The 21006-nt window shown below is 74.2% G+C and carries 15 protein-coding genes; 5 read left to right on the top strand and 10 right to left on the bottom strand.

The features are described 5' to 3' along the window. Position 1 precedes the first annotated feature (1 nt). From ACFXOZ_RS29185 to ACFXOZ_RS29155, 7 genes are all read right to left on the bottom strand, one after another. Complete coding sequence (locus tag ACFXOZ_RS29185) at positions 2–721, bottom strand: G1 family glutamic endopeptidase (protein ID WP_375892837.1); 720 nt, start codon at positions 719–721, stop codon at positions 2–4. Between the two features lie 246 nt (positions 722–967). Then, entirely contained in the window at positions 968–1330 is a 363-nt protein-coding gene (locus tag ACFXOZ_RS29180) for a YciI family protein (RefSeq protein WP_375892839.1), read from the bottom strand. 24 nt (positions 1331–1354) lie between these two features. Beyond that, entirely contained in the window at positions 1355–4267 is a 2913-nt protein-coding gene (locus tag ACFXOZ_RS29175) for an NHLP bacteriocin export ABC transporter permease/ATPase subunit (RefSeq protein ID WP_380593257.1), read from the bottom strand. Then, a complete protein-coding gene (locus ACFXOZ_RS29170) occupies positions 4264–6546 on the bottom strand; it encodes an NHLP family bacteriocin export ABC transporter peptidase/permease/ATPase subunit (RefSeq protein ID WP_375892842.1) in 2283 nt (760 codons plus the stop codon). The genes ACFXOZ_RS29175 and ACFXOZ_RS29170 overlap by 4 nt, the downstream gene beginning before the upstream one ends. Positions 6547–6558: 12 nt before the next feature. Then, positions 6559–7371: an HlyD family efflux transporter periplasmic adaptor subunit gene (locus ACFXOZ_RS29165; RefSeq protein WP_375892844.1), complete on the bottom strand. Its 813-nt coding sequence runs from the start codon at positions 7369–7371 to the stop codon at positions 6559–6561. Further along, positions 7368–8894 carry a SagB family peptide dehydrogenase gene (locus tag ACFXOZ_RS29160; protein WP_380593256.1) on the bottom strand — a complete coding sequence of 509 codons (1527 nt, stop codon included), beginning with the start codon at positions 8892–8894 and terminating at the stop codon, positions 7368–7370. Before ACFXOZ_RS29160 ends, ACFXOZ_RS29165 begins: the two co-directional genes overlap by 4 nt. A 21-nt stretch (positions 8895–8915) precedes the next feature. Then, positions 8916–11192 carry a TOMM precursor leader peptide-binding protein gene (locus tag ACFXOZ_RS29155; protein WP_380593255.1) on the bottom strand — a complete coding sequence of 759 codons (2277 nt, stop codon included), beginning with the start codon at positions 11190–11192 and terminating at the stop codon, positions 8916–8918. A gap of 225 nt (positions 11193–11417) precedes the next feature. Between ACFXOZ_RS29155 and ACFXOZ_RS29150 the strand changes: the two genes are divergently transcribed. After that, a complete protein-coding gene (locus ACFXOZ_RS29150; RefSeq protein WP_380593254.1) occupies positions 11418–13976 on the top strand; it encodes an AAA family ATPase in 2559 nt (852 codons plus the stop codon). Between the two features lie 44 nt (positions 13977–14020). Here the strand turns inward: ACFXOZ_RS29150 and ACFXOZ_RS29145 are convergent, their stop codons facing one another. From ACFXOZ_RS29145 to ACFXOZ_RS29135, 3 genes are all read right to left on the bottom strand, one after another. Further along, complete coding sequence (locus ACFXOZ_RS29145; RefSeq protein ID WP_380532890.1) at positions 14021–14731, bottom strand: VOC family protein; 711 nt, start codon at positions 14729–14731, stop codon at positions 14021–14023. Next, positions 14665–15555 carry a hypothetical protein gene (locus ACFXOZ_RS29140; RefSeq protein ID WP_380532888.1) on the bottom strand — a complete coding sequence of 297 codons (891 nt, stop codon included), beginning with the start codon at positions 15553–15555 and terminating at the stop codon, positions 14665–14667. The genes ACFXOZ_RS29145 and ACFXOZ_RS29140 overlap by 67 nt, the downstream gene beginning before the upstream one ends. Positions 15556–15701: 146 nt before the next feature. Beyond that, positions 15702–15938, bottom strand: coding sequence for a hypothetical protein (locus tag ACFXOZ_RS29135; RefSeq protein ID WP_375892852.1), 237 nt, complete (start codon positions 15936–15938; stop codon positions 15702–15704). A 370-nt stretch (positions 15939–16308) separates the two neighbouring features. Between ACFXOZ_RS29135 and ACFXOZ_RS29130 the strand changes: the two genes are divergently transcribed. The 4 genes from ACFXOZ_RS29130 (at position 16309) to ACFXOZ_RS29115 (ending at position 20934) form a co-directional block, all read left to right on the top strand. Next, on the top strand, positions 16309–17295 hold the full coding sequence (locus ACFXOZ_RS29130; protein WP_375892854.1) for a LuxR C-terminal-related transcriptional regulator: 987 nt from the start codon (positions 16309–16311) through the stop codon (positions 17293–17295). Positions 17296–17588: 293 nt separating this feature from the next. Then, complete coding sequence (locus tag ACFXOZ_RS29125; RefSeq protein ID WP_380593253.1) at positions 17589–19349, top strand: LCP family protein; 1761 nt, start codon at positions 17589–17591, stop codon at positions 19347–19349. 122 nt (positions 19350–19471) lie between these two features. Beyond that, positions 19472–19921, top strand: coding sequence for an SRPBCC domain-containing protein (locus ACFXOZ_RS29120; protein ID WP_375892858.1), 450 nt, complete (start codon positions 19472–19474; stop codon positions 19919–19921). Between the two features lie 212 nt (positions 19922–20133). After that, the gene (locus ACFXOZ_RS29115) at positions 20134–20934 is read left to right on the top strand and encodes a VOC family protein (protein WP_380530977.1); all 801 of its coding nucleotides are present in this window, start codon (positions 20134–20136) and stop codon (positions 20932–20934) included. Positions 20935–21006: the final 72 nt, after the last annotated feature.

The following is a 21006-nucleotide window of genomic DNA, read 5'->3' as shown; positions in this document are numbered from 1 at the left end:
GCTACTCCTGGAGGAAGGTCTCGCTGAAGCTGGTGCCGCCGGAGCCGAGGCCGCCGGTGGTGGCCTCGTAGCCGGCGTTGGAGCTGGGGTCGAGGGCGACCGGGCCGGCGGAGCCGAGGGACTTGCCGTTGACGGTGGCCGAGGTGAAGTTCAGGGTCCCGAAGTCGGGGTAGGCGCCGGTCGGCGACTCGATGATGACCTCGGCGCTGGTCCGCTGGGCGCTGGTGGACTTGGTGGTGGTGTAGGTCCAGCCCTTGGAGGAGTCGGTCAGCTTGAGGGTGTACCGGCTGCTGCCGGCGTAGGTCACCGAGGCGCTGATGTGGTCGCCGGCCGACACCGGGTACGAGCTGAGGCTCAGGTAGACCGGGGCGGCCGGGTACATCTCGTACCAGGCCTGGTCGACCGGGCTGCCGCTGGAGCAGTCGGTCGCGACGCCGGTCTGCTCCACGCTGGAGGAGCCGTACCCGTCGATGCCGACCCACGGGGCGTAGAGGTCGTTGCTGGAGTTGCAGGTCGCGTCGGGCTCGGTCCAGGAGGCCGCGACCGAGCTGAAACCGCTGCCCTGGGCGGCGTAACCGCCCCAGTTGTAGCCGTTGGTGTTGTACGAGAGGGGGCGGAAGGCGAGCCCCTGGACGGCTGCCGCGGTGCTGGGGGCGGCGGGGGCGGCCAGCGAGGTGGCGGCGGCCGCGAGGGTGACGACGCGGACCAGGAATCTGCGCATGGTGGCTCCTTCGTGAGGGGACGAACAGGAGCGCACACGCCAACGAGGGCCGTGGGGGCGGCCGTTGGCGGGTGGCAGTACAGCTTGAGCTGACTGTCATGACCGGGGCAAGAGGATCAGGGGGAAGGTTGGCCAAGCCATTGCACTGTCGGGTGCACTTCTTGACGATCCGTCCACGGACCCAACGGGCCGCGCCCCGGCGGCAGTTGCTCGACGGGGCGCGGTACGGACCGGGGCGGAAGGGGATCAGGTCACCCGGACCGGGCGGACCTCGACCAGGTCGCCGGGGGCGGCCGGCATCCAGCGGGCCCAGGCGACCGCCTCGGCCTCGTCGGCCACGTCGATCACCCAGAGCCCGCCGAGGTGCTCGTGGCCCTCGCGGTAGGGGCCGTCCGAGACCGGGGTCTGCGGGCCGCCGGGGTTGCCGCCGGGCACGACGAGGCGGGCGCTGCAACTGCGGCGCAGGCCGCCGCCGTACCGCACCGTCACCCCCGCGTCGTGCAGGGCGCGGCCGAACCGCGCGTGGGCGGCGTCGAGTTCGGCCTGCTCGGCCTCGCTCAGTCCGTTCCAGACCCGCTCGTCGCCGTGAATGAGCAGGGTGTATTCCATCGTTCTCTCTTCTCCGTCCAACTGCTACATCTGTCGGCTCGCCAGCCGGGCGAACAGCCCGTCCCGGTCGGCCAACAACTCCTCGTACCGGCCCTGCTGCACCACCCGGCCCTGGTCCATCACGATGATCCGGTCGGCCTCGGCGACCGTGGACAGTCGGTGGGCGATCACCACCCGGGTGGCGTTGAGTCTTCGGGTGGACTCGGTGACGAGCCGCTGGGTCGGGTTGTCCAGGGCGCTGGTGGCCTCGTCGAAGAAGACGATGCGGGGCCGGGAGACGAGGGCCCGGGCGATCATCAGGCGCTGCCGCTGGCCGCCGCTGAGCGTGCTGGTGCCCTCGGACAGGACGGTGTTCATGCCCATCGGCATGGCGGCGATGTCCTTGTCGATGCCGGCCATCTCGGCGGCGGCCCAGGCGTCGTCCAGGGTGTGGTTGGTGGAGCCGACGATGTTGGCCTTGATGTCCCCGGCGAGCAGGGCGCCGTTCTGCAGGACCACCCCGCACTGGCGCCGGACCGCGGAGACCTCCAGCTCGCCGAGGTCCTGGCCGTCGTAGAGCACGGTGCCGCTCTCGGGGCGCTCGAAGCCGAGCAGCAGCCGCAGCACGGTGGACTTGCCGCTGCCGGACGGCCCGACCACGGCGACGAACTCGCCGGGCTCGATGGCGAGGGTGACGTCCTGGAGGGCGGCCGGGCCGTCCTCCCCGTAGCGGAAGGTCACGTGGCTGAGGCCGAGGCGCCCGGAGAGGTCGCCCGGGTCGGCCTTGCTGTCGTCGACCTCGGGCTTCTCCTCCAGGATCGGCCGCAGCCGTTCCAGCATCGGCACCACGCCCATGGCGGTGACGGCCGCGGAGGTGAACTGGAGGCTGGAGGCGATCAGCAGGTTGAAGGCGGTGAAGAAGGACAGGAAGACCGGCACCGGGACGTCGCCGTCCAGCGGCCCGGCGATCACGCCGAAGACCACCACCGAACAGACCAGCGGGAAGCCCGCGTTGAAGGTGGTGACGGCGTTCTGCACCCGGCGGGAGGAGGCGGCCAGGCCGCGGCCCTTGCCGAGTTCGGCGGCCCACACCCCGAACACCCGGTCCTCGGCGGCGGTGACCCGCAACTTGGGCACGGCGGTCAGGAGTTGGAAGACCCGGGCGGAGGTGGCCTGCTCGTGGGAGTACAGCCGGCGCTGCCAGCGGACCTCCAGCCGGCCGGCGGCCAGGCCGACGCCCACGCCGACCAGCACCAGCAGGGTGGCCAGGCCGGCCAGGCGCAGGTCGTAGAAGTAGACCAGGACGAGGTTGGCGAGGCCGGTCAGCAGCCCGAGGGTCGCCGTGGTCATCATCCCGGAGAGGGTCTCCTGGGCGGCGCTGACGCCGAGCACGGTGGTGCCGAGTTCGCCGGTGGAGTAGTTGGCGAAGAACGGCGCGGGCAGCGAGAGCAGCCTGGTCCAGACGCCGACCTGCATCGCGGCCGTGGAGCGGCTCTCGATCCGCAGCACGGCGATGTTCTGCACGATGGAGAGGGCGGCGACGGCCATCGCGGAGCCGATCACGACCAGCGCGCCCTCGGTGATCAGGTTGCGCTGGGCATGGGCGACGAAGGTGCCCAGCACCTCGCCGGTCATGATCGGGACGAGCAGCCCGATCAGTGCGACCAGGGCGGCCATCCCGGTGAACATCCACAGGTCCTGGCGGTTGTTGCGCAGGCCGAAGCGGAGCAGGGCGGAGACGGACCGGACGGCGGAGGGCAGCGGCCGGTACAGCACGGTGGCCTTGTTCTGCAGTTCGGCGGCGAGCTTCGGGGTCAGCGGGGTGACGGCGCCGCCCTCGGCGAGCACGTAGCCGGTGCCGAGCGGCAGCAGGGCGACGGGCGCTCCGGCCTTGCGGTAGCCGACCATCGCGCCGAGGTCGTCCCGCCACCAGGTGCCGTCCAGCCGGACGGAGCGGGTGCGCACGTGCGAGGCCAGGGCGATCGCCTGGAGCCGGTCGAGCCGGTGGTGGTGGCCGGTCCCGGCCACCGGGGCGGTGACGCCGAAGCCCTCGTGGGCGGCGACCAGCCGGGCCGCGGCCAGGGTGGGCTCGTCGCCGGTGGCGTCGCCGATCCGCAGCCGGGAGGAGGTGTCGCGCAGGATGGTCTCGAAGCCGCGCGCGGAGTCGGCGAGGGTGCCGGCGTCGCGCTCCTGGCGGGTGGCGATCTGTTCCGTCTCGGTGCCGCGGCGGCCCTCGATCCGGCGGTCGACGGTGTCCAGCAGTCGCCCGCAGTGGTCGGCCAGACGCTCCCAGAGGCCGCCCCGGTCGAGCAGTTCGCGCGGGGAGCGGGCCCGTACGGTGGCCGGGCCGGCGGCGACCAGCCAGTCCCGTTCGGTCAGCAGGACCTCGGCGCCCTCGGTGAGTTCGCCGGTCGCGCCCTCGGGCGCCTCGACGCCGCCCTGCTCGACCCGCACCCACTGGAGGCCGTCCACCGAGCGCAGGGCCTGGCCCTTCTTGAGGGCGGTCGGCCCGGCCGGGTCGAGCGGGGTGAACTCGCGCGGCGGCAGGGTGTCGCGCAGCGCGCCGGCCAGCGCGGTGAGGCCGCGGGCGAGGCCGGCCAGGAACTGGTCGGCGGCGAGCCGCGGTCCGTCCTGGTCCCGGCTCCGGTCGGCGGACAGCGCCTCGACCCGGGAGGCGGCGAGGAAGGCCGCGTCGGCGCCGAGCACCGGGCGGGCGACGATGCCCCGGCGGGCCCCGTCGGCGGCCGCGCCGGGCACCAGGGTGCCCGCCTCGATCCGGCAGAGGAAGTGCCAACGCCCCCGGGGCGCACCGGAGTCGAGGTGGACGGCGAACAGGTCGACGGCCCCGGAGCGGACCAGCAGCAGCTGCCCGGGGTCGTCCAGCACGAGGTAGCGGTCGGAGCGCGACTCGGCCGCCCCGGTGAGGACGGGCGAGAACGCCTCGGTGGACAGACTCACAGTTCGTCCTCCTCCTCGCGGCGCGCGGACTCGATCAGCGCCGTGTAGTGCCCGCCGAGCGCCAACAGCTCGTCGTGGGTGCCGCGTTCGACGATGGAGCCCTCGTGCAGCACGATGATCTCGTCGGCGTCGCGGACGGTGGAGAGCCGGTGGGCGATGATCAGGCAGGCGCAGCCGCGGCGGCGCAGGTTGTCCATGATCACCCGCTCGGTCTCCGGGTCGAGCGCGCTGGTCGCCTCGTCGAGCACCAGCAGGGTGGGCTCGCCGGCCAGCGCCCGGGCCAGTTCCAGTCGTTGGCGCTGGCCGCCGCTGAAGTTGCGGCCGCCCTCCAGGACCGGGCTGTGGATGCCGCCGGGGCGGGTCATCACGGTGTCGAAGACGGCGGCGTCGCGCAGCGCGGCGGTGACCGCCTCGTCGGGGACGTCCTCGTTCCAGAGCGTCAGGTTGTCCCGGACGGTGCCCTCGAACAGCGAGATGTCCTGGTCGACGTAGGCCAGCGAGGAGGCCAGCACGGTGCGGGAGATCTCCTCGCGCGGCCGCCCGTCCAGCAGGATCCGGCCGGACCACGGGGCGTACAGGCCGGTGAGCAGCCGGCCCAGGGTGGACTTGCCGCTGCCGGAGCCGCCGACCACGGCGACCCGGCGGCCGGGGACGACGGTCAGGCTGAGGTCCTTGATGATCGGCTCGGAGAGCGGGCTGTAGCCGAAGCGGACGTCCTCGAACTCCAGGGTGCCGTCGAGCTTGGGCCCGGCGGGCGGTTCGGGCCGGGCGAAGGCGGCGGCCACCGGGTAGCGCTCGACGTCGTACAGCCGCTTGATGTCGGCGGTGACGTCCTGGAGCCGGCCGCCCAGGTTGGTGAGCTGGGTGACGGGGCGGCTGAGCGCGGCCAGCAGGGTCTGGAAGGAGACCAGGATGCCGACGCTCATCGCGCCGTCCACCACCCGCTGGCCGCCGACCAGCAGGATCAGCCCGCTGTTGAGCGCGGCGAGCATCGGCGGCACCACGGTGAGCACGGCGCTGGGGATGCCGAGCTTCTGCTTGGCGGTGACGACCTTGGCGAGGAAGCCCGCCCAGCGGCCGAAGGCGTCCTGCTCGGCGCCGGTGGCCTTGACGGTCTCGATCAGCGAGAGGGTGGTGAAGGTGGTCGCGGTGAGGTTGCCGCGGTCGGTGCGCAGCGCGGCCACGGCGTCGGTGCGGGCCCGGGCGACGGCCTGCAGCACGACCACGTTGAGCAGCGCCATGCCGACGCCGACGAGGCCGAGCAGGATGTCGTAGCGGATCAGCACGGCCGCGTAGAACAGCACCAGGCCGAGGTTGATCACGGTGAGCGCGAGGTCGCGGGAGAGGATCTCGGCGACCACGTCGTTGCCGGACACCCGCTTGGCGACCTCGGCGGGGCGGCGCTGGAGGAAGAAGTCGACCGGCAGCCGCAGCAGGTGGCGGAAGAACCGGGCCGAGCTGACCAGCCCCATCCGGATCTCGATCCGCAGCAGGTAGTGCCGCTGGACGGAGGTCAGCACGAAGACGACGACGGCGGTGCCGGTCATGGCGGCCAGCAGCGGCAGGAGGTAGCCGCTCCCGCTGCCGGTCAGGACCCGGTCGATGAACACCCGGGTGTAGGCGGGGATCGCGATGCCGGGCAGCACCAGCAGCAGGCTGGCGAGCAGCACCAGCGGCATGGCGCGCCCGGTCGGGAGCCGGCGTTCGAGCAGGGCGGGGCCGATGCCGCCCTTGTCGCCGCCGGGCTCGAAGTCGGGGCCCTTCTCGAAGGAGAGCACGATGCCGGTGAAGCCGGAGTCGAACTCGTCCCACTCCATCAGCCGGGGGCCGCTGGCCGGGTCGTTGACGGCGACGACGGTGCGGCCGTACCGGGTGCGGATGCCCTCGACGACCATGAAGTGCTGGAAGGCCCAGAAGATGATGACCGGGCCGTCGAGATCGCGGAGCTTCTCGGCCTCGGTCTGGTAGCCGCGGGCGGTGAGCCCGTAGGTGCGGGCGGCGTTCAGCAGGGTGGAGGCGCGGGCGCCGTCGCGGGAGACCCCGCAGACGCCGCGCAGGTCCTCCAGCGGGACCCAGCGGCCGTGGTAGCCGAGGATCATGGCGAGGCTGGCGGCGCCGCACTCCACCGACTCCATCTGCAGGACGGTGGGGACGGCGTGCCGCCAGCGCCGCGGCGCGGCCGCCCGGGTGGGGCGGCCGCGGCGGCGCTTCGGCTTCTCGGGGTCCGGTTCCGGCACGGGGGCGGAGGCCCGGGTGCTCTCCGGGACGGTGGCGGTCATCGGTGCCTCCTCTCAGCGGCCGAGGATCAGGTTGAACGGGGTCTGCTCGCCGACGTTGATGGTGGCGGTGACGGCGACCTGGGTGCCCAGCGGGTTCGGCGGGCCGCTCTGGGAGGTCCAGGCGAAGCCGCTGGGGGTGTTCGGGTCGGGCGTGAGGTCGACGACGACCAGCCGGGGCGCGTCCTTGCCGAGGTAGCGCTGGGCGGCGAGGTCGCCGCCGACCAGGCCGGAGACGGCCTCCCGGGTGAGCGCGTACGGGCTGACCGAGCTGACGGTGCCGCGCAGCAGGCCGAAGGCGCCGGCCGGGGTGGTGGACACGTTGAGGTCGACCTGGTCGCCGGGCTCCAGCCCGACGGTGCGGGTGGCCGGTACGAAGACCATCGCGACCATCCGCTCCTGCGGGTCGTCGACCCGCTCGACCGAGGCGACCGGCGAGCCGGGGGCGACGACCTGGCCGTCGGTGACCGACAGGCCGACCACCCGCCCGCCGAACGGGCTGGTGATCTCCCGGCTGTGGCCCTCGGTGTCCTCGACCCGCACCACGGACTGGCCCTGCCGGACCTGGTCGGAGGGCTTGGCGAGGACGGTACGGACCATCCCGCCGAACGGGCTCTGGATCATCGCGGTGCCGTGCGGGTGGGTGAGCAGGCCGGGGGCGTCCACGGTGATCGGGATCGTCCCGGCGAAGGTCCACAGCAGCGCGGCGGCCATGGTGATCATCACGACGAACAGGGCGATCCAGCCCCGCGGCGCGGCGAGCAGCGTCGGCGAGTCGAGCTCGTCCGGCTCGCGCATCCGCTGCAGCGCCTTGAAACGGAACTTCATCTTCTGGCTTCTCTCCGTGGGACGCCCACGTCCTGGCGCAGCGTCGGCGGCCGGCTGCCGATCACCAGCTCACCGACGGTGCCCTCGGTGAAGTAGTCGAGGCCGCTGGCCGCGGCGAAGTCGGCCGCGTCGCCGCCGCCGAGGCCGCAGACCGCGAGGTCCATCGCGGTGCCGACCAGGTAGAGGGTCTGGTAGAGCGCGCCGACGTGCTTGAGGACCAGCGGGTAGGCGACCGTCTCGTACTTCCACATCACCCGGCCGAACCGCGCGGTGACCAGCAGCACCACCTGCGGGTCGGTCTGCATCAGGCAGGACTCGCGGGCGCTCTTGACCAGTTGGGCGGTGGCCGGGCTCGGCGCGCTGACCAGCTCCAGCTCGTGCCGGTCCGTCGCGTAGTGCCACAGCCCGGGCTCCAGGCCCGCGCAGGAGGTCACCAGCGGGTACAGCTCCAGCTCGTGCACCGCGCCGCCGCTCGGGTACGGCCGGTCGGCCAGCTCCTGGCCGTCCCCGCCGGTGAAGGTCTGGCGCCGGCGGGCGCTGCGGTAGAGCAGCCCGCCGAGCTGCTCCAGGGTGATCGGCGCCTGCCCGTCGTGGTCGCGCACCGAGCGGCGCTGCTCCAGCACCTCGGTGAACGGCCGGTCGGTGCGGGTGAGTTCGTCCAGGTCGGGGACGGGCAGGGCGACCTTCTCGCCCGCGAACGGCGCGGGCGAGGCGGGCTCGGGGGCGAAGCGGTCGCCGAAGCGGTAGGTGCCGCCGTAGCCGGCCACGCTGGTGGGCCGCCGGGTGCGGGAGTGGAAGGCCAGGTCGGCGGCGGTCCACTGGGCGAACCGCTGCTCCTCGGCCTCGGGCTCGGCGCCGGGGGCGCCGTAGGCCAGCAGCCCGGCGGCGGCGAACAGCCGCAGGGTCTGCCGGACGGCGTCCAGCGGCAGGGCGCCGGGGAGTTGGGCGAGTGCGGCGGGGCTGGTCCAGCCGGCCAGGGCGGCCAGCAGGCCGGCCGCCCGGGTGGTCAGCTGGACGGCCAGCGGGCTGCCCGGGGAGCGCACCAGCAGGGCGCCGTCCTCGACCGCGGCGGTGGCGAAGCGGGACAGCTTCACCTGCCCGGTCGGGTCCGGGGTGGGGCCGGGCTCGGCGGCGCCCCGGCCGACCGGGCGCAGCCGGGCCAGCGGCTCCTCGGTGCCGGTGGTGCCGTCCGGGCCGTCGAGGGCCAGGTGCACGGAGTGCTCCAGCATCCCGGCCGTGCCGAGCCGGCGGCGGGCCAGCTGCCAGCGCAGCAGCCCGGTGTCGCCGTCCCGGGCCGCGACCAGGGCGGCCAGCTCCTCCTCGGTGTGCTCCCCGGCGGCCAGCGCGGCCACCGCCTCCCGGGCGCCGGGCGCCAGGTCGGGCAGGTCGAGCGCGCCGACCGGCGCGGTCAGCCGGACGGCCCTCGGGCCGAGCGGGGCGAACGCGCCGTCGGGGCGCAGCCGCAGCCGGCGCACCGTACGGGCGGCGGCGGGCAGGTGGATCCGGTCAAGGGCGGTGGTCATCGCGTCGGTACCCGGCCGTTCCTAGAAGAAGACGTTCTTCGGGTTGAGCTGCTCCTCGGTCTGCGGAGCGGCCAGTCGGCCCTGGCGGACCGGCACGTCGTAGAGCCGGCCGGGGGCGAGGCGGCGCCAGAAGTGGCGCATGCCGGGGGCGATCACCTTGACCACGGCGAGGTCGAGGTCGGGGCGGCTCTGGTCGAGCACGATCACCTCGACCCCGGCCCGGCGGGCGCGGTCGACGCAGTCCCGGACGTGTCCGGCGAGGTCGTCACCGTCGAGCGGGGCGAAGTCGGCCAGGGTGGTGGCGGCGAGGTCACGGCCCGGCAGCAGCCAGGGCTCGTCCGCGACGGTGGCCGTCCGGCACCACTCCAGGGTCTCCAGGTCGTCGGTGCGGTAGAGGGTGTCGCCGTTCTCGTCCCGCCGGTCGATGAACGGGAGGAACTGGTTGACCTCGGTGAGCGCGCGGATCGCGGCGATCCGCGGGTCCGGGTGGGCGCCGAAGCCGACCATGATGTCCTCGACCTCGTGCACGCGCCGGGAGATCGCGGCGAACACCGGCACGCCGAGGTCGGAGGTGAGGTCGAGCACCCACAGCTCGCGGTCCACCGAGGCGTAGAAGGCGCGCATGGTGTCCACGTACGGGTCGTTCAGCGAGTCGAGGTCGAACTCGGGCTGGGCGGTGCGGTTGTACCACCACAGGGCGACCGCGTCGCGCTCGACGACCTCGCAGAAGCCCTGGAGGATCGCCTCCTCCAGGGTGTTGCCGCTGGCGCAGCCGTTGGAGTCGCCGACGCAGTAGAAGTGCTGCTGGAGGTCGGGGTGGCCGTACCAGGCGTAGCCGGAGGGGACGAGCCGCTCCTCGTCGTGGGTGAGCGACCAGGCGCGGGTCCAGTCCAGTTCGGCGTCGACCGGGAACGGGTCGGGCACCAGGTGCAGCCGGTGCTTGGGGTCGGCGTTCCACTCGGCGCGGTTCGCGAACTGGGCGTCGGAGAACTGGAGCAGGGCGTCCATGTGGACGGCGACGGCCGGGTCGAGGTCGCGGTAGGCGGCGCGCACCACCGGCTCCTCGCCGCGCCAGACCGCCGAGTAGCGCTCGATCGCCTCGCAGATCGCGCTGACCTTGGCCTGGATCTCGGAGCGGCCCTTGCCGCCGCTCTGGCCGCGCATGTTGCGGCGCAGCAGGTCCATGTTGTCGTTCACCATGGCGAAGTTGTGGCCGGCGGTGAAGCTGTAGGTGATGCCGTTGCCGGTGTCGTCGTGCGCGCCGAGCCGGGTGATCGCGCCCAGGTGCGGGCTGATGTGGTGCTTGAGCCGGTCGTAGGTGAACTGCGGGGCCTGGACGCGGTAGCCGCCGTCGGTGGTGTGCCGGGCCGGGCTCGGCTGCAGGACGACCTTGGGGCTGCGCTCGGTGAGCAGCGCCGGGTCGCCGCAGTCGGGGCACTGGGGCTGGCGGACCAGGGTGTGCTCGGTGGTCTGCAGGGTGTTGAGGTCGAGGCTGACCATGGTGCCGGAGAGGGCGGAGCAGCACTCGTCGGCGAGGATGCGCGCGGTCTCGGTGGCGAGCAGCTGGGCGGTCATCGCCGGGCCGGCCGGGATGGCGGCGCGGGTGGGGTGCAGCGGCACGGTCTCGCCGCGCTTGCCGGCCAGGTAGCGCTCGACCTGGCGGTTGCCGCTGATCCGCTGGGCGAGGCAGCTCCAGCAGCCGGTCTCGTCGGGGCGCAGCAGCGGGCCGAGCCAGGGCGAGGTGCCGGTGGGCTTGGCGAGCAGCCAGGGGCGCCGGTCGGCCAGCCGGGCGGTGTTCAGCCGCTCCAGGGCGGGGGCGAGGTAGTCGTCGGTGAGGGCGACGACCATGGTGTCCGGGCCGCCCGTGACGGCCTGGTCCTCGGTGACGGCGCGGGCGCGCAGGCCGGTGGCGGTGAGCGCCTCGACCAGCGGGGCGGCCTCGGCGGCGCCGAGGGCGAGCACCAGCAGCTCGGTGGCCCGGGCGGCCTCCAGGGCGACGGCCGGGTCGACGCCCTGGGCGTCCCAGTAGGCGAGGACGTGGTCCGGCAGTTCGGGCCGGCCCTCGGCGAGGTGCCCGGCGGCCTCGTAGCGGCGCAGTGCGGTCAGCGCCTGGCCGAGCGGGACCTCGGTGCCCAGTGCCTGGAGGATCTCGGCGACGGTGCGCCGTCCGTCCAGGTAGGGCAGGAGGCGCACCGCGGCGGCCCCCGGGACGAGGTAGTCCTGCCCCTCTCCGAGCAGGAAGACCTTTTCTCCCACCGTCTCGGTGAGGAAATGGGCCTTGAGCCGCGGTCGCTCCATCAGTCATCCCCCTGTGTTCACAAGTTCGTCGTGAGTATTCGAGCACGGCGCCAATTGGGCTGTACATACTGCATATCCGTCGGCGCCGTCGAGTTACGCATCGCGTGGAATTGCGTATTCCGTTCGGCCGGTACGTATCCCGGTACGTATTCGCCCGGAACGTTGACAGGGGGGCGCGGCGGGCGATACTGGTGTGTCCGCACGCGGGTACGACGGGGGGTTGCGGTGCCGACTGGAGTTTTGCTGCACCGGGAAACGGAGCTGGCGGAGCTGGCGCGCGCGGTGGCCGGGGCGGCCGCCGGCCGGTCCGCGGTCGTGCTGGTCAGGGGCGCGCGCGGGGCCGGGAAGAGCGCGCTGCTGCGGGCCGCGCTGGCCCGGCTGCCGGAGGGCGCGGTGGTGCTGCGGGCCCGATGTCACGACAACGAGCGGGACTTTCCGTACGGCGTGGTGCGTCAGCTCTTCGACCCCTTCATGCGCATGACAACAAGTGGGGCGCCAAGCCTGCAGTTCCTGGGCGAATCACCCGGGGAATTCCCCGGGACGGCCCTCGCCGGAGATCTGCCGGACGCCCTCGGAAGAGCCCTTCCGGCGGGTTCCGAAAACGCCGGCAACGGGCGCGAAAGGGTGCTGAACGACCTTTTCCACGCGGCCCGCTCGCTCACCGCCCGGACCCCCGTCGTGATGGCCGTGGACGACCTCCACCTGGCCGACGAGGAGTCCCGCCAGTGGTTCTCCTACCTCGCCCGCCGGCTCGACGGCCTGCCCGTCGCCCTGCTCGCCAGCACCGCCGACGAGGCCGCCGACCCGCTCGCCGCCGAACTCGCCGCCCTGCGCCACGCCCGCACCCTCACCCCCGGCCCGCTCTGCGACAGCTGCGTGGCCGAGCGGGTCGCCGAGGAGTTCGACGCCCCGGTCGACCCGGAACTCGCCGCCGTCTGCCACGACCTCTCCCGCGGCAACCCGCTGGTGGTCGAGGAGCTCACCGCCCGGCTGGCCGCCGCCCGGATCAACCCCGGCTCGCCCGACCTCGACAAGGTCCGCCGGATCGGCGCAGGCACCCTCGCCGACACCACCCTCAGCTGGCTGCGGCAGAGCCACCCCCGGGCCGCCGAACTGCTCACCGGCCTCGCCGTCCTGGGCACCGGAGCCGACCTCGCCACCGCCGCCCTGCTGACCGGCCAGGGCGAACTCCTCGCCGACGAGGCCCGGGAGGCGCTGCACCGCACCGACCTGATCGAACCCGGCCCGCCGGAGACCTTCCGGCACGAGCTGGTCCGCACCGCCGTGCTGGCCCGCACCGACCCGCGCGTCCTGGTCGCCCTGCACGAGCGGGCCGCCGCCCTGCTCGCCCGGCTCGGCGCCCCCGCCGCCCGCACCGCCGAACACCTGATGTCCTCCGGCACCACCGGGCTGGACTGGGCCGTCCCCGTCCTGCGCACCGCCGCCCGGGACGCCGCCGCCGACGGCCACTGGGACGACGCCGCCCGCTACCTCCAGCGCGCCCTCGCCGACGCCGCCGACCCGGAGCTGGTCCGCTCGCTCACCGGGCAGCTCGGCACCGTCGAACTCCACCGCGACGTGGCCGCCGCCGCCCGCTGCGCCGCCGGCCTCGCCGCCACCCCCGACCCGGCCGAACGGGCCCGGCTGCTCCGGCCGTTCGCCGGGCCGGTGCTCGCCCTCGGTTCGGCCGGCGCCGCCGCCGTCCCGTTCGCCGAGGCCGCCGCGGCGCTCGCCGCCACCCCCGGCCCCCCGGCCGAACTGCTGCTGCCGCTCGCCGCCCAGGCCGCCCTCACCGGCCGGCGCGCCGCGCTGCGGCCCGCCCTGGCCGCGCTGCGCGCCGAGCCGGCCGAGCCCGCCGGCACCGCCCTGCTCGGGGCGCTGGCGGCGCTGGCCGCCGCCGGGGGCCAGCCCCGTACGGCGGTGCGGCTGGCCGGGCGCTGCGTGCGCCGGGTCTCGCCCGCCGAGGCCGGTACGGAGGTGCTGGGCGCGGCGATGGCCTACGCCTGGACGGGACGGCTGGACGAGGCGGCCGCCTGGGCCGGCCGGGCGGTCCGCTCCGCCCGGCGCTGGAACCACCGCGGCGAACTGGCCCTCGCCCTGCTGGCCCGCTCCGACATCGCCCACCGGCAGGGCCGGCCGGACGCCGCCCTCGCCGACGCCGAGCAGGCCGCCGACCTGGCCCGGCAGATCCGGGCCGAGGACCTCGCGGGCGCCGCGCTGGCGCTGGCCGTCCGGGCCCGGCTGCGCCGCGGCCTGCCGGTGGACGCCGCCGCGCTGGCCGGGGTCGACCTGCCCGCCGAGGCGCACCCGCTGCTGCGCGCGGTGCTGCTGGAGGCCCGCGGCCTGGTCGCCGCGCACCGCGGCGACCACCAGCAGGCGCTGCGGCTCTTCCTGGAGTGCGGGCACCAGCTGGCCGCCCGCGGCGTGGCCGATCCGGCCTGCGTGCCGTGGCGCGCCCACGCGGCCCAGGCCTACCAGGCGCTCGGCGAGCACGCCGCCGCCCGGACCATCGCGGCCGACCCGCTGCCCGGCGGCGACGCCCGGCCGCGCCCGGCCGAGGAGCGCGGCGGCCCGGCGATCGGCACCCGGGACGCCGGCCCGGTCCGGCTGACCCCGAGCGAACGCCGGGTCACCGAGCTGGTGCTGCAGGGCCTGAGCAACCTGGAGGTGGCCGAGCGGCTCTGCCTCAGCAAGCGCACGGTGGACACCCACCTGGGCCGGATCTACCGCAAGCTGGCGATCAAGGGCCGGCCCGAACTGGGCGCCGCGGTCAAGGCGTTGTGACCGTGGCCGCGGGCCGGGCGGGCCGTCCGACGCGCCCGGCCGGCTCAGCCCGCCGCCACCAGCCCGAACTCCGCGCCCCACGGGTCCCGCAGGACCGGCGGCTCGTCCGAGCCCGGCCGCACCAGCCGGGCGCCCAGCCGGACCGCCCGGTGGACGGCGTCCGCCGGGTCGGCCGCGCCGAAGTGCGGCAGCCAGCACGGACGGCCCTGGTCGCTCTCCACCACGCGGGCGTGGGCGAAGCCGTCCAGGGTGAACTCCCCCTCCGTGCCGAGCCGGTAGCCGAACAGCGGCCCGTAGAACGCCTCGGCCTGGATGGCGGACGGCACCCGCAGCTCGTGGCCGCAGATCGCGCCCGGCTCGTCGGCGAGCACCACGCCCTCGGCCCGGGCGCCCTCCCAGAAGCCGACCGTGACCCCGGAGGAGTCGACGGCGAGCAGCAGCCGGCCGTTCTCCCCGGCGGGCACCGGGGGCATCACCACGCGTCCGCCCAGCCGGCCGACCTGGACGCAGCAGTGCTCCGCGTCCTTGGTCGCCAGGTAGACGTTCCACGCGGCCTGCGGCGGCAGCCCGACCGGTGCGGCGCCGAACCCGCCGATGACCTCCCCGCCCAGCACGGCCAGTTGGTAGTCCGGCGACTCGGTGACGAACTCCCAGCCGAACAGCGCCGCGTAGAACTCCCGGCTGCCGCTCAGATCGGGAGTGATGCAGTCAGCCCAGCACGGTGCGCCGATGGCATAGCCGGTACGTCGAGGCACGAGTCGTCCTTCTCCTTGGTCATGGCGTGATCGATCAGTCCGGCGGCCTCCTCCGCCCCGCTCACGCCGGGCAGGTGCAGGCAGTGGGTCGGTGCGTCGGCGAGCAGTCCCGAGGACCCGGCCGGCCAGGTCCTGGTGGTGAACTCCCATGGTGCCAGCCGCACTTCCTCGTCGTCGCTGCGGCACAGTCGGACCAGCGCCGGCGGGGCCAGCCGGGCCCGGACCGGGACGACCGGGCCGAGGCTCTCCGGCCGCACCAGCAGGACCTCGCCGCCGACCGGCGAGGTGACGGTGCGCCAGGTGCCGTCCGGCAGTCCGGCGCCGCGCAGCCAGGCCGCGGCCGGCCCGCGCGCCTCCAGCGGCGCGAGGTAGGGCAGGACGTGCCCGGTGCGGCGGTCCAGCACCAGCAGCCGTCCGGAGACGAACTCCCAGGAGCGCTGCGCCAGCGCGGCGCCCACGTTGGCCTGCTCCGAGTACGGTCCGCCGAGCAGCGCCACGGTGGCGCCGCCCTTGGCCAGCACCACGGCGGGGGCCAGGCAGAACCGGTCCTGGAGGGCCGCGAACGGCGGCACCGCGCCCGGGACGTTGCCCCAGCCCCGGAAGGTGCGGCGCAGCAATGGCGTTCCGTCACTGCGGCGCACCAGGAAATCGCCGGGCGCGTCCTTCCCCGGTGAACGGGAGAATTCCACCCGCAGTTGGTCGGGGTCCCGGGAAATCCCGGTGAGGTGCGGCCCGAAATGGAACGAGATCTCGTCGCGGTCGGCCTGGACGAGGGCGATCTCCGAGCCGAAGAAGTCCAGCACGATCGGTTCGATAACCGGCACTGTCGCTCCTGGCGGATTGTTGCACGTTCAATTTATGCGGCGGTCCGGAGTTCCGCCGACGGGCCTTCCCCGCCGTCCGGCCGGACTGCTCGTCGGCCGGTGGTGGCGGGGACGGCGTCAGGTGCCGTGGCCTGCGGAAGCGGCCGTCAGTTCCAGTGCCAGTCGGCCGGGGTCGCGGCACCCTGGAGCATCTCCGACCGGGACGCGCGGAGGTGGGCGGTGAGGCCGTTCGTGAACTGCTGCACCGAGGCCGTGGCCGGGCCGACGGCCGGTGCGGAGCCCGGCGTGGCGTACGCGGCACCGGCCAGGACGCCACCGGCGAAGGCGGCGGCGACGGCGGAGACGGCGGCGGTACAGGCGAGCTTGCGGTAGGAAAGCAGCATGAGGGTCCCCCAGGACGAAGTGCGGTGCGGAAGCGGGTGCCGGCCAATTCACCGACCTGATCGGTCGGCCGTCGGTGATGACGGTCCGTAATCATCGGCGGGCCCGGTCGGGGAGCTCGCGGCTTCCCGACAACCGAAAGTCTGGAGGATGCCGAGGGCCGCCGGAAGGTGTTCGGGGCGGCAGGAAGATCGCGGTGGCACCTTGGTGCCATTGCCTTCTCATTACCCTTATCCCGGCCGGTCGATCCGGAGCCCCGAAAGAAACGCTTCCGCAGTTGTCCTGACCTGCCCGTCCTGGCATGATCGGGCAGCGGACTTGTCCGGCCGAGCGCCGGAAAACCGGTACCGGCTGCGGGGGAGTGGTGCGCCGATGACGCGGGGGATCGACGATGCCGCGCAGGCGGTCTATCGACTGATGCTGACGGATCCTCAGCTGGATGTCGAGGGGTTGGCCGACAGACTCGGCCTCGGCGGGGCGCAGGTCCGCGCCGCGCTCGACCAGCTCGCCGACCTGCGGCTGCTCCGCCCCTCCGAGGTCGAGGCCCCGGGCACGCCCTCCGGCGGCCTGCGGCCGGTCGACCCGCGGGTCGGACTGCCGGCCCTGCTGCGGTACTACGAATCCGTCCAGCAGCGCGCCCAGCTGGAGTTCGAGCGGCGCCAGGCCGAGATCTCCGGCATGCTCGCCCAGTTCCGCGACGAGTCGGCCGAGGACAGCCAGCTGGAGCGACTGCTCGGCATGGCCACCGTGGCGGCGCGGATGGAGGAGCTGGTCAGCTCGGTCCAGGACGAACTGCTCACCTTCGCGCCCGGCCGCGCCCGGCCCGCCGCCTCCCTCCAGGCCAGCCGCCCCGACAACGAGGAGCTGCTGGCCCGCGGGGTGTCGATGCGCACCGTCTACCTGGACGCGGTGCGCAAGGACCGGGCCACCGTCCTGCACGCCGAGTGGCTCACCGGCCTCGGCTGCGAGGTGCGCACCGTGCCCGCGCTGCCGCTGCGGATGCTGGTCATCGACCGGCGGGTCGCCCTGGTCCCGATCGACCCCGCCAACACCCTCAAGGGTGCCGTCCAGATCTCGTCACCGGGCGTGCTCACCGCCCTGGTCTCGCTCTTCGACCAGACCTGGTCCGACGCCACCCCCTTCGGCGCCCCGCGCGAGCGCGACGAGGAGGGCCTCACCCGCCAGGAGCAGGAGCTGCTGCGCCTGCTCGGCCAGGGCTACACCGACGAGGCGGCCGGCAAGCACCTCGGCATCTCGCTGCGCACCACCCGCCGGATGATGGCCGACCTGATGGACCGGCTCGGCGCCCGCAGCCGCTTCGAGGCCGGTCTGCTCGCCGGCCGGCGCGGCTGGCTCTGAGCCCGTCGCGCCCCGCCCCGACCGACCTCCGCACCGGCCCGCCCGGGCCGGCGCCGGAGCCCGCCGGAATCAGCCCTTTTCGGATGTTCTGTGACGGGATCGTCCCGTGACCGCCGGGGTGGTTGGTGCACCGGGGGTCGGTGATCACCTTCGATCTCCATATGATCGGAAGCCACGATGGTCGGTCTGTACCGACCTTCGTACGTACAACCAGGGAGCGGTTCGGGTCGTCTCCCTGAGTGCGGTGCGCCAGATCGTCCGGGGCGTCGCTTCCGTCGGTGAAAGGTACGCGCATGGCAGGTCGCAGGGGCGAGAGCCCGGCTCAGGGCGAGGACGCGCCCGGGGCACTCCCCGAGGACGGTGCGGCGGGCGGCGTGCCCGGGCCGCGCTCCGGCGGCCGGGCCGAGGCCCGCCGCGCCGCCCAGGGCAAGGGCGGCGGCCGGGCGGACGGCGGCTCCGGAACCTCCGGCGGCGCGGGCGGCGCGGGCGGACGGGCGGCGGCGCGGCGAGGCGCCAAGCCCAAGAAGAACGTGAAGAAGATCGTCGCCTGGTCCGCGGCCGGCGTGCTGGTGCTGATCGCGGGCGCCGGCGGCGCGATCTACTACAAGCTGAACGCCAACATCAAGTCCTTCGACGCCGACGCGATAGCCACCGACCGCCCGCCCGAGGCCAAGGCCGACGCGGACGGCAACAAGCCGGTGAACGTGCTGCTGATCGGCTCCGACAGCCGCGGCGGCAACAACTCCGACCTCGGCGGCGGCGAGGACGGCGGCGCCCGCTCGGACACCACGATCCTGCTGCACGTCTACGCCGACCACAAGCACGCCGTGGGCATCTCGATCCCGCGCAACGCGATCGTGCCGATCCCCTCCTGCAAGCTCCCCAACGGCAAGTGGACCAAGGGCGGCAACGACCTGTTCAACGCCGCCTTCTCGGTCGGCGGCAGCGACGGCGGCAACCCGGCCTGCACCCAGAACACGGTGGAGAAGGTGACCGGCATCCGGGTCGACCACACCATGGTGGTCGACTTCAACGGCTTCTCCGCGATGACCAAGGCCGTCAACGGCGTGGACGTCTGCCTGCCGAAGGCGATCTACGAGGGCGACATCAACCCCAACCTGCACAAGAAGGGCAACCTCGTCCTCCCGCAGGGCAAGCAGTCCGTCCAGGGGCAGCAGGCGCTCGACTACGTCCGGCTGCGGCACGGCATCGGCGACGGCTCCGACATCGGCCGGATGAAGCGCCAGCAGGCCTTCATGAGCTCGCTCGCCACCAAGATGAAGAAGGAGGGGCTCAGCCCCACCAACCTGCTGCCGCTGGCCGACGCGGCCACCAAGTCGCTGACCGTCGACCCGGGGCTGGACTCCGCGGACAAGCTGCTCTCCTTCGGCCTGTCGTTGAAGAACATCGACATGCACGACCTCAAGTTCGTGACCGCGCCCTGGCGCTACCGCACCCAGGACGCCAACATCGACCTGGTCCAGCCGGACTCCAACAAGCTCTGGGAGACCCTCAAGGCCGACCAGACCATCGACGGCCAGAACGCCACCGGCCAGCAGCCGGACGCCGGCGCCAGCCCGAGCGCCGCCCCCCAGCCGACCGCGGCCGCCACCTCCGCCGCGGCGGCCGCGGACGCCTCCAACGCCTCGGTCAAGGTCGCGGTCTACAACGGCACGGCCGTCAACGGCCTGGCCGGCAAGGCGACCGACCTGCTCAAGGGCGCCAAGTACTCGGCCAGTACGGCGGGTCAGGCGGCCAGCACCAAGTACAAGACCACCACCATCGAGTACGGCTCCAGCCAGAAGGCGAACGCCGAGAAGCTCGCCGCGCTGTTCCCGGGCGCCAGCCTGGAGCCCGGCAGCTCCCGCGGCATCTCGTTGATCGTCGGCCAGGACTTCGCCGCGGCCAACGGCATGGGGGCCGGCGCGTCCGGTGCCGCCGCCACCCCCGGCGCCCAGACGTCCGCGCAGCCGCTGCCCACCACCGTCACCAACGACGCCCGCTCGGCGGACGACGACATCTGCGCCAACACCACCTACGGCAGCGGCGGCTGATCCCACCCGCCGGACGACCGGCCGGACCGACCGCACGACCCCCGGAGCGCGTGGCCCCGGGGGTCGTGCCATGGTGGCGGTAGCGGGGGCCCACCGGTCGCCGGCACCGAAAGGGCGGACCCATGCCCGAGATCGCCATGCAGTTCGACATCGCCGCCTCCCGGGACGCCGTCCTGGCCGCGCTCAACACGCACGACGGGCTGACCGGCTGGTGGACCACCGGGGTGGGCCGCGAGGGCGAGGTGCTGCTGTTCGACTTCCCCGGGGTCCCCGAGCCGTTCCGGCTGCGCCGCGAGCGGGCCGACCGGGACCGGGTGCTGTGGGCCAACACCGGGGCCTTCCCGCCGCACTGGGCCGGCACCTGGATCAGCTGGGAGCTCGCCGACCGGCCCGGCGACCCGGGCCGCACCCGGCTGCTGTTCCGGCACGGCGGCTGGCAGCCGGGCAGCGAGGAGGGCGTCCCGATGGTGGCCGGCACCTGGGCCGAACTGCTGGTCCGGCTCAAGGACTACGCGCAGAGCGGCAAGGCGCAGCCGCTGTTCGTCACCGCCCTGCGCCACGACGAGGAGTGACCGCCCGGCCACCGTCCGGCCGCCGCCGGGCCGCCGTCCCGCCACCGGTCGCCCACCAGGGCGCCGTCCGGTGGCGGGAACGCGGCGTCGGGCTGAGGGTGGGCGGTGTACCGCCGTCGTACCGCCGTCCGCGCGGACGGCGGTACCGGTCGGGCCGGGCCCGCCCGCCCGACGACCCCAGCCGGCCACCACCGCCTCCGGGAGGCCCAGCGATGCCCCTAGTGACCGATCCGTACCAGCCCGGCACCCCGTGCTGGATCGACCTGATGGCGAGCGACCAGCAGGCCGCGCTCGACTTCTACCGCGACCTGTTCGGCTGGCAGGGCGAGCTCGGTCCGGCCGAGTTCGGCGGTTACGCCGTGTGCACCCTCAACGGCCGCCCGGTCGCCGGGATCATGGCGCGGTCCGCGCCCGAGGGCCAGCCGCTGCCGCCGGTCGGCTGGACCACCTACCTGGCCTCGGACGACGCCGACGCGGCCGGCGCCGCCATCACCGGGGCCGGCGGCACGGTGGTCTACCCGCCGATGGACGTCGGCACGGTCGGCCGAATGCTGGTCGCCGCCGACCCGACCGGCGCGGTGTTCGGGGTCTGGCAGGCGATGGACTTCATCGGCGCGGGCGTCGTCAACGAGCCCGGCGCGCTGGTCTGGAACGAGCTGAACACCACCGACACCGAGGCGGCCGGCCGCTTCTACCAGCCGGCCCTCGGACTGCGCCCGGCCACCATCCAGGGCATGGACGGCTACTACTCGCTGAACGTCGGCGACCGCACGGTGGGCGGCATGCAGGCGGTCCCCGGGTACCTGGAGTCCGGCACCCCCTCGCACTGGATGGCGTACTTCTCGGTGGACGACGCCGACTCCACGGTGGACGCCCTGGTCAAGGCCGGCGGTTCGGTGCTCCAGCCGCCGTTCGACATGCAGTCCGGCCGGATGGCCGTGGTCAGGGACCCGCAGGGCGCGCTGTTCGCCGTCGTCCAGTCGCCCGAGGCGCAGATGCCGGACTCGCCGTAACCGCCGCCCCCGGACGCGGTGGGCGACCGGATGCCGCCCTTCCGGCGACGCGCCGCCGGGAATGGGCGGCAT

It is taken from the genome of Kitasatospora sp. NPDC059160 (genome assembly GCF_042755465.1).
GTDB lineage: Bacteria > Actinomycetota > Actinomycetes > Streptomycetales > Streptomycetaceae > Kitasatospora.
Note: the sequence above shows the minus strand (reverse complement) of the source record. Positions and strands in the feature narration are given on the sequence as shown.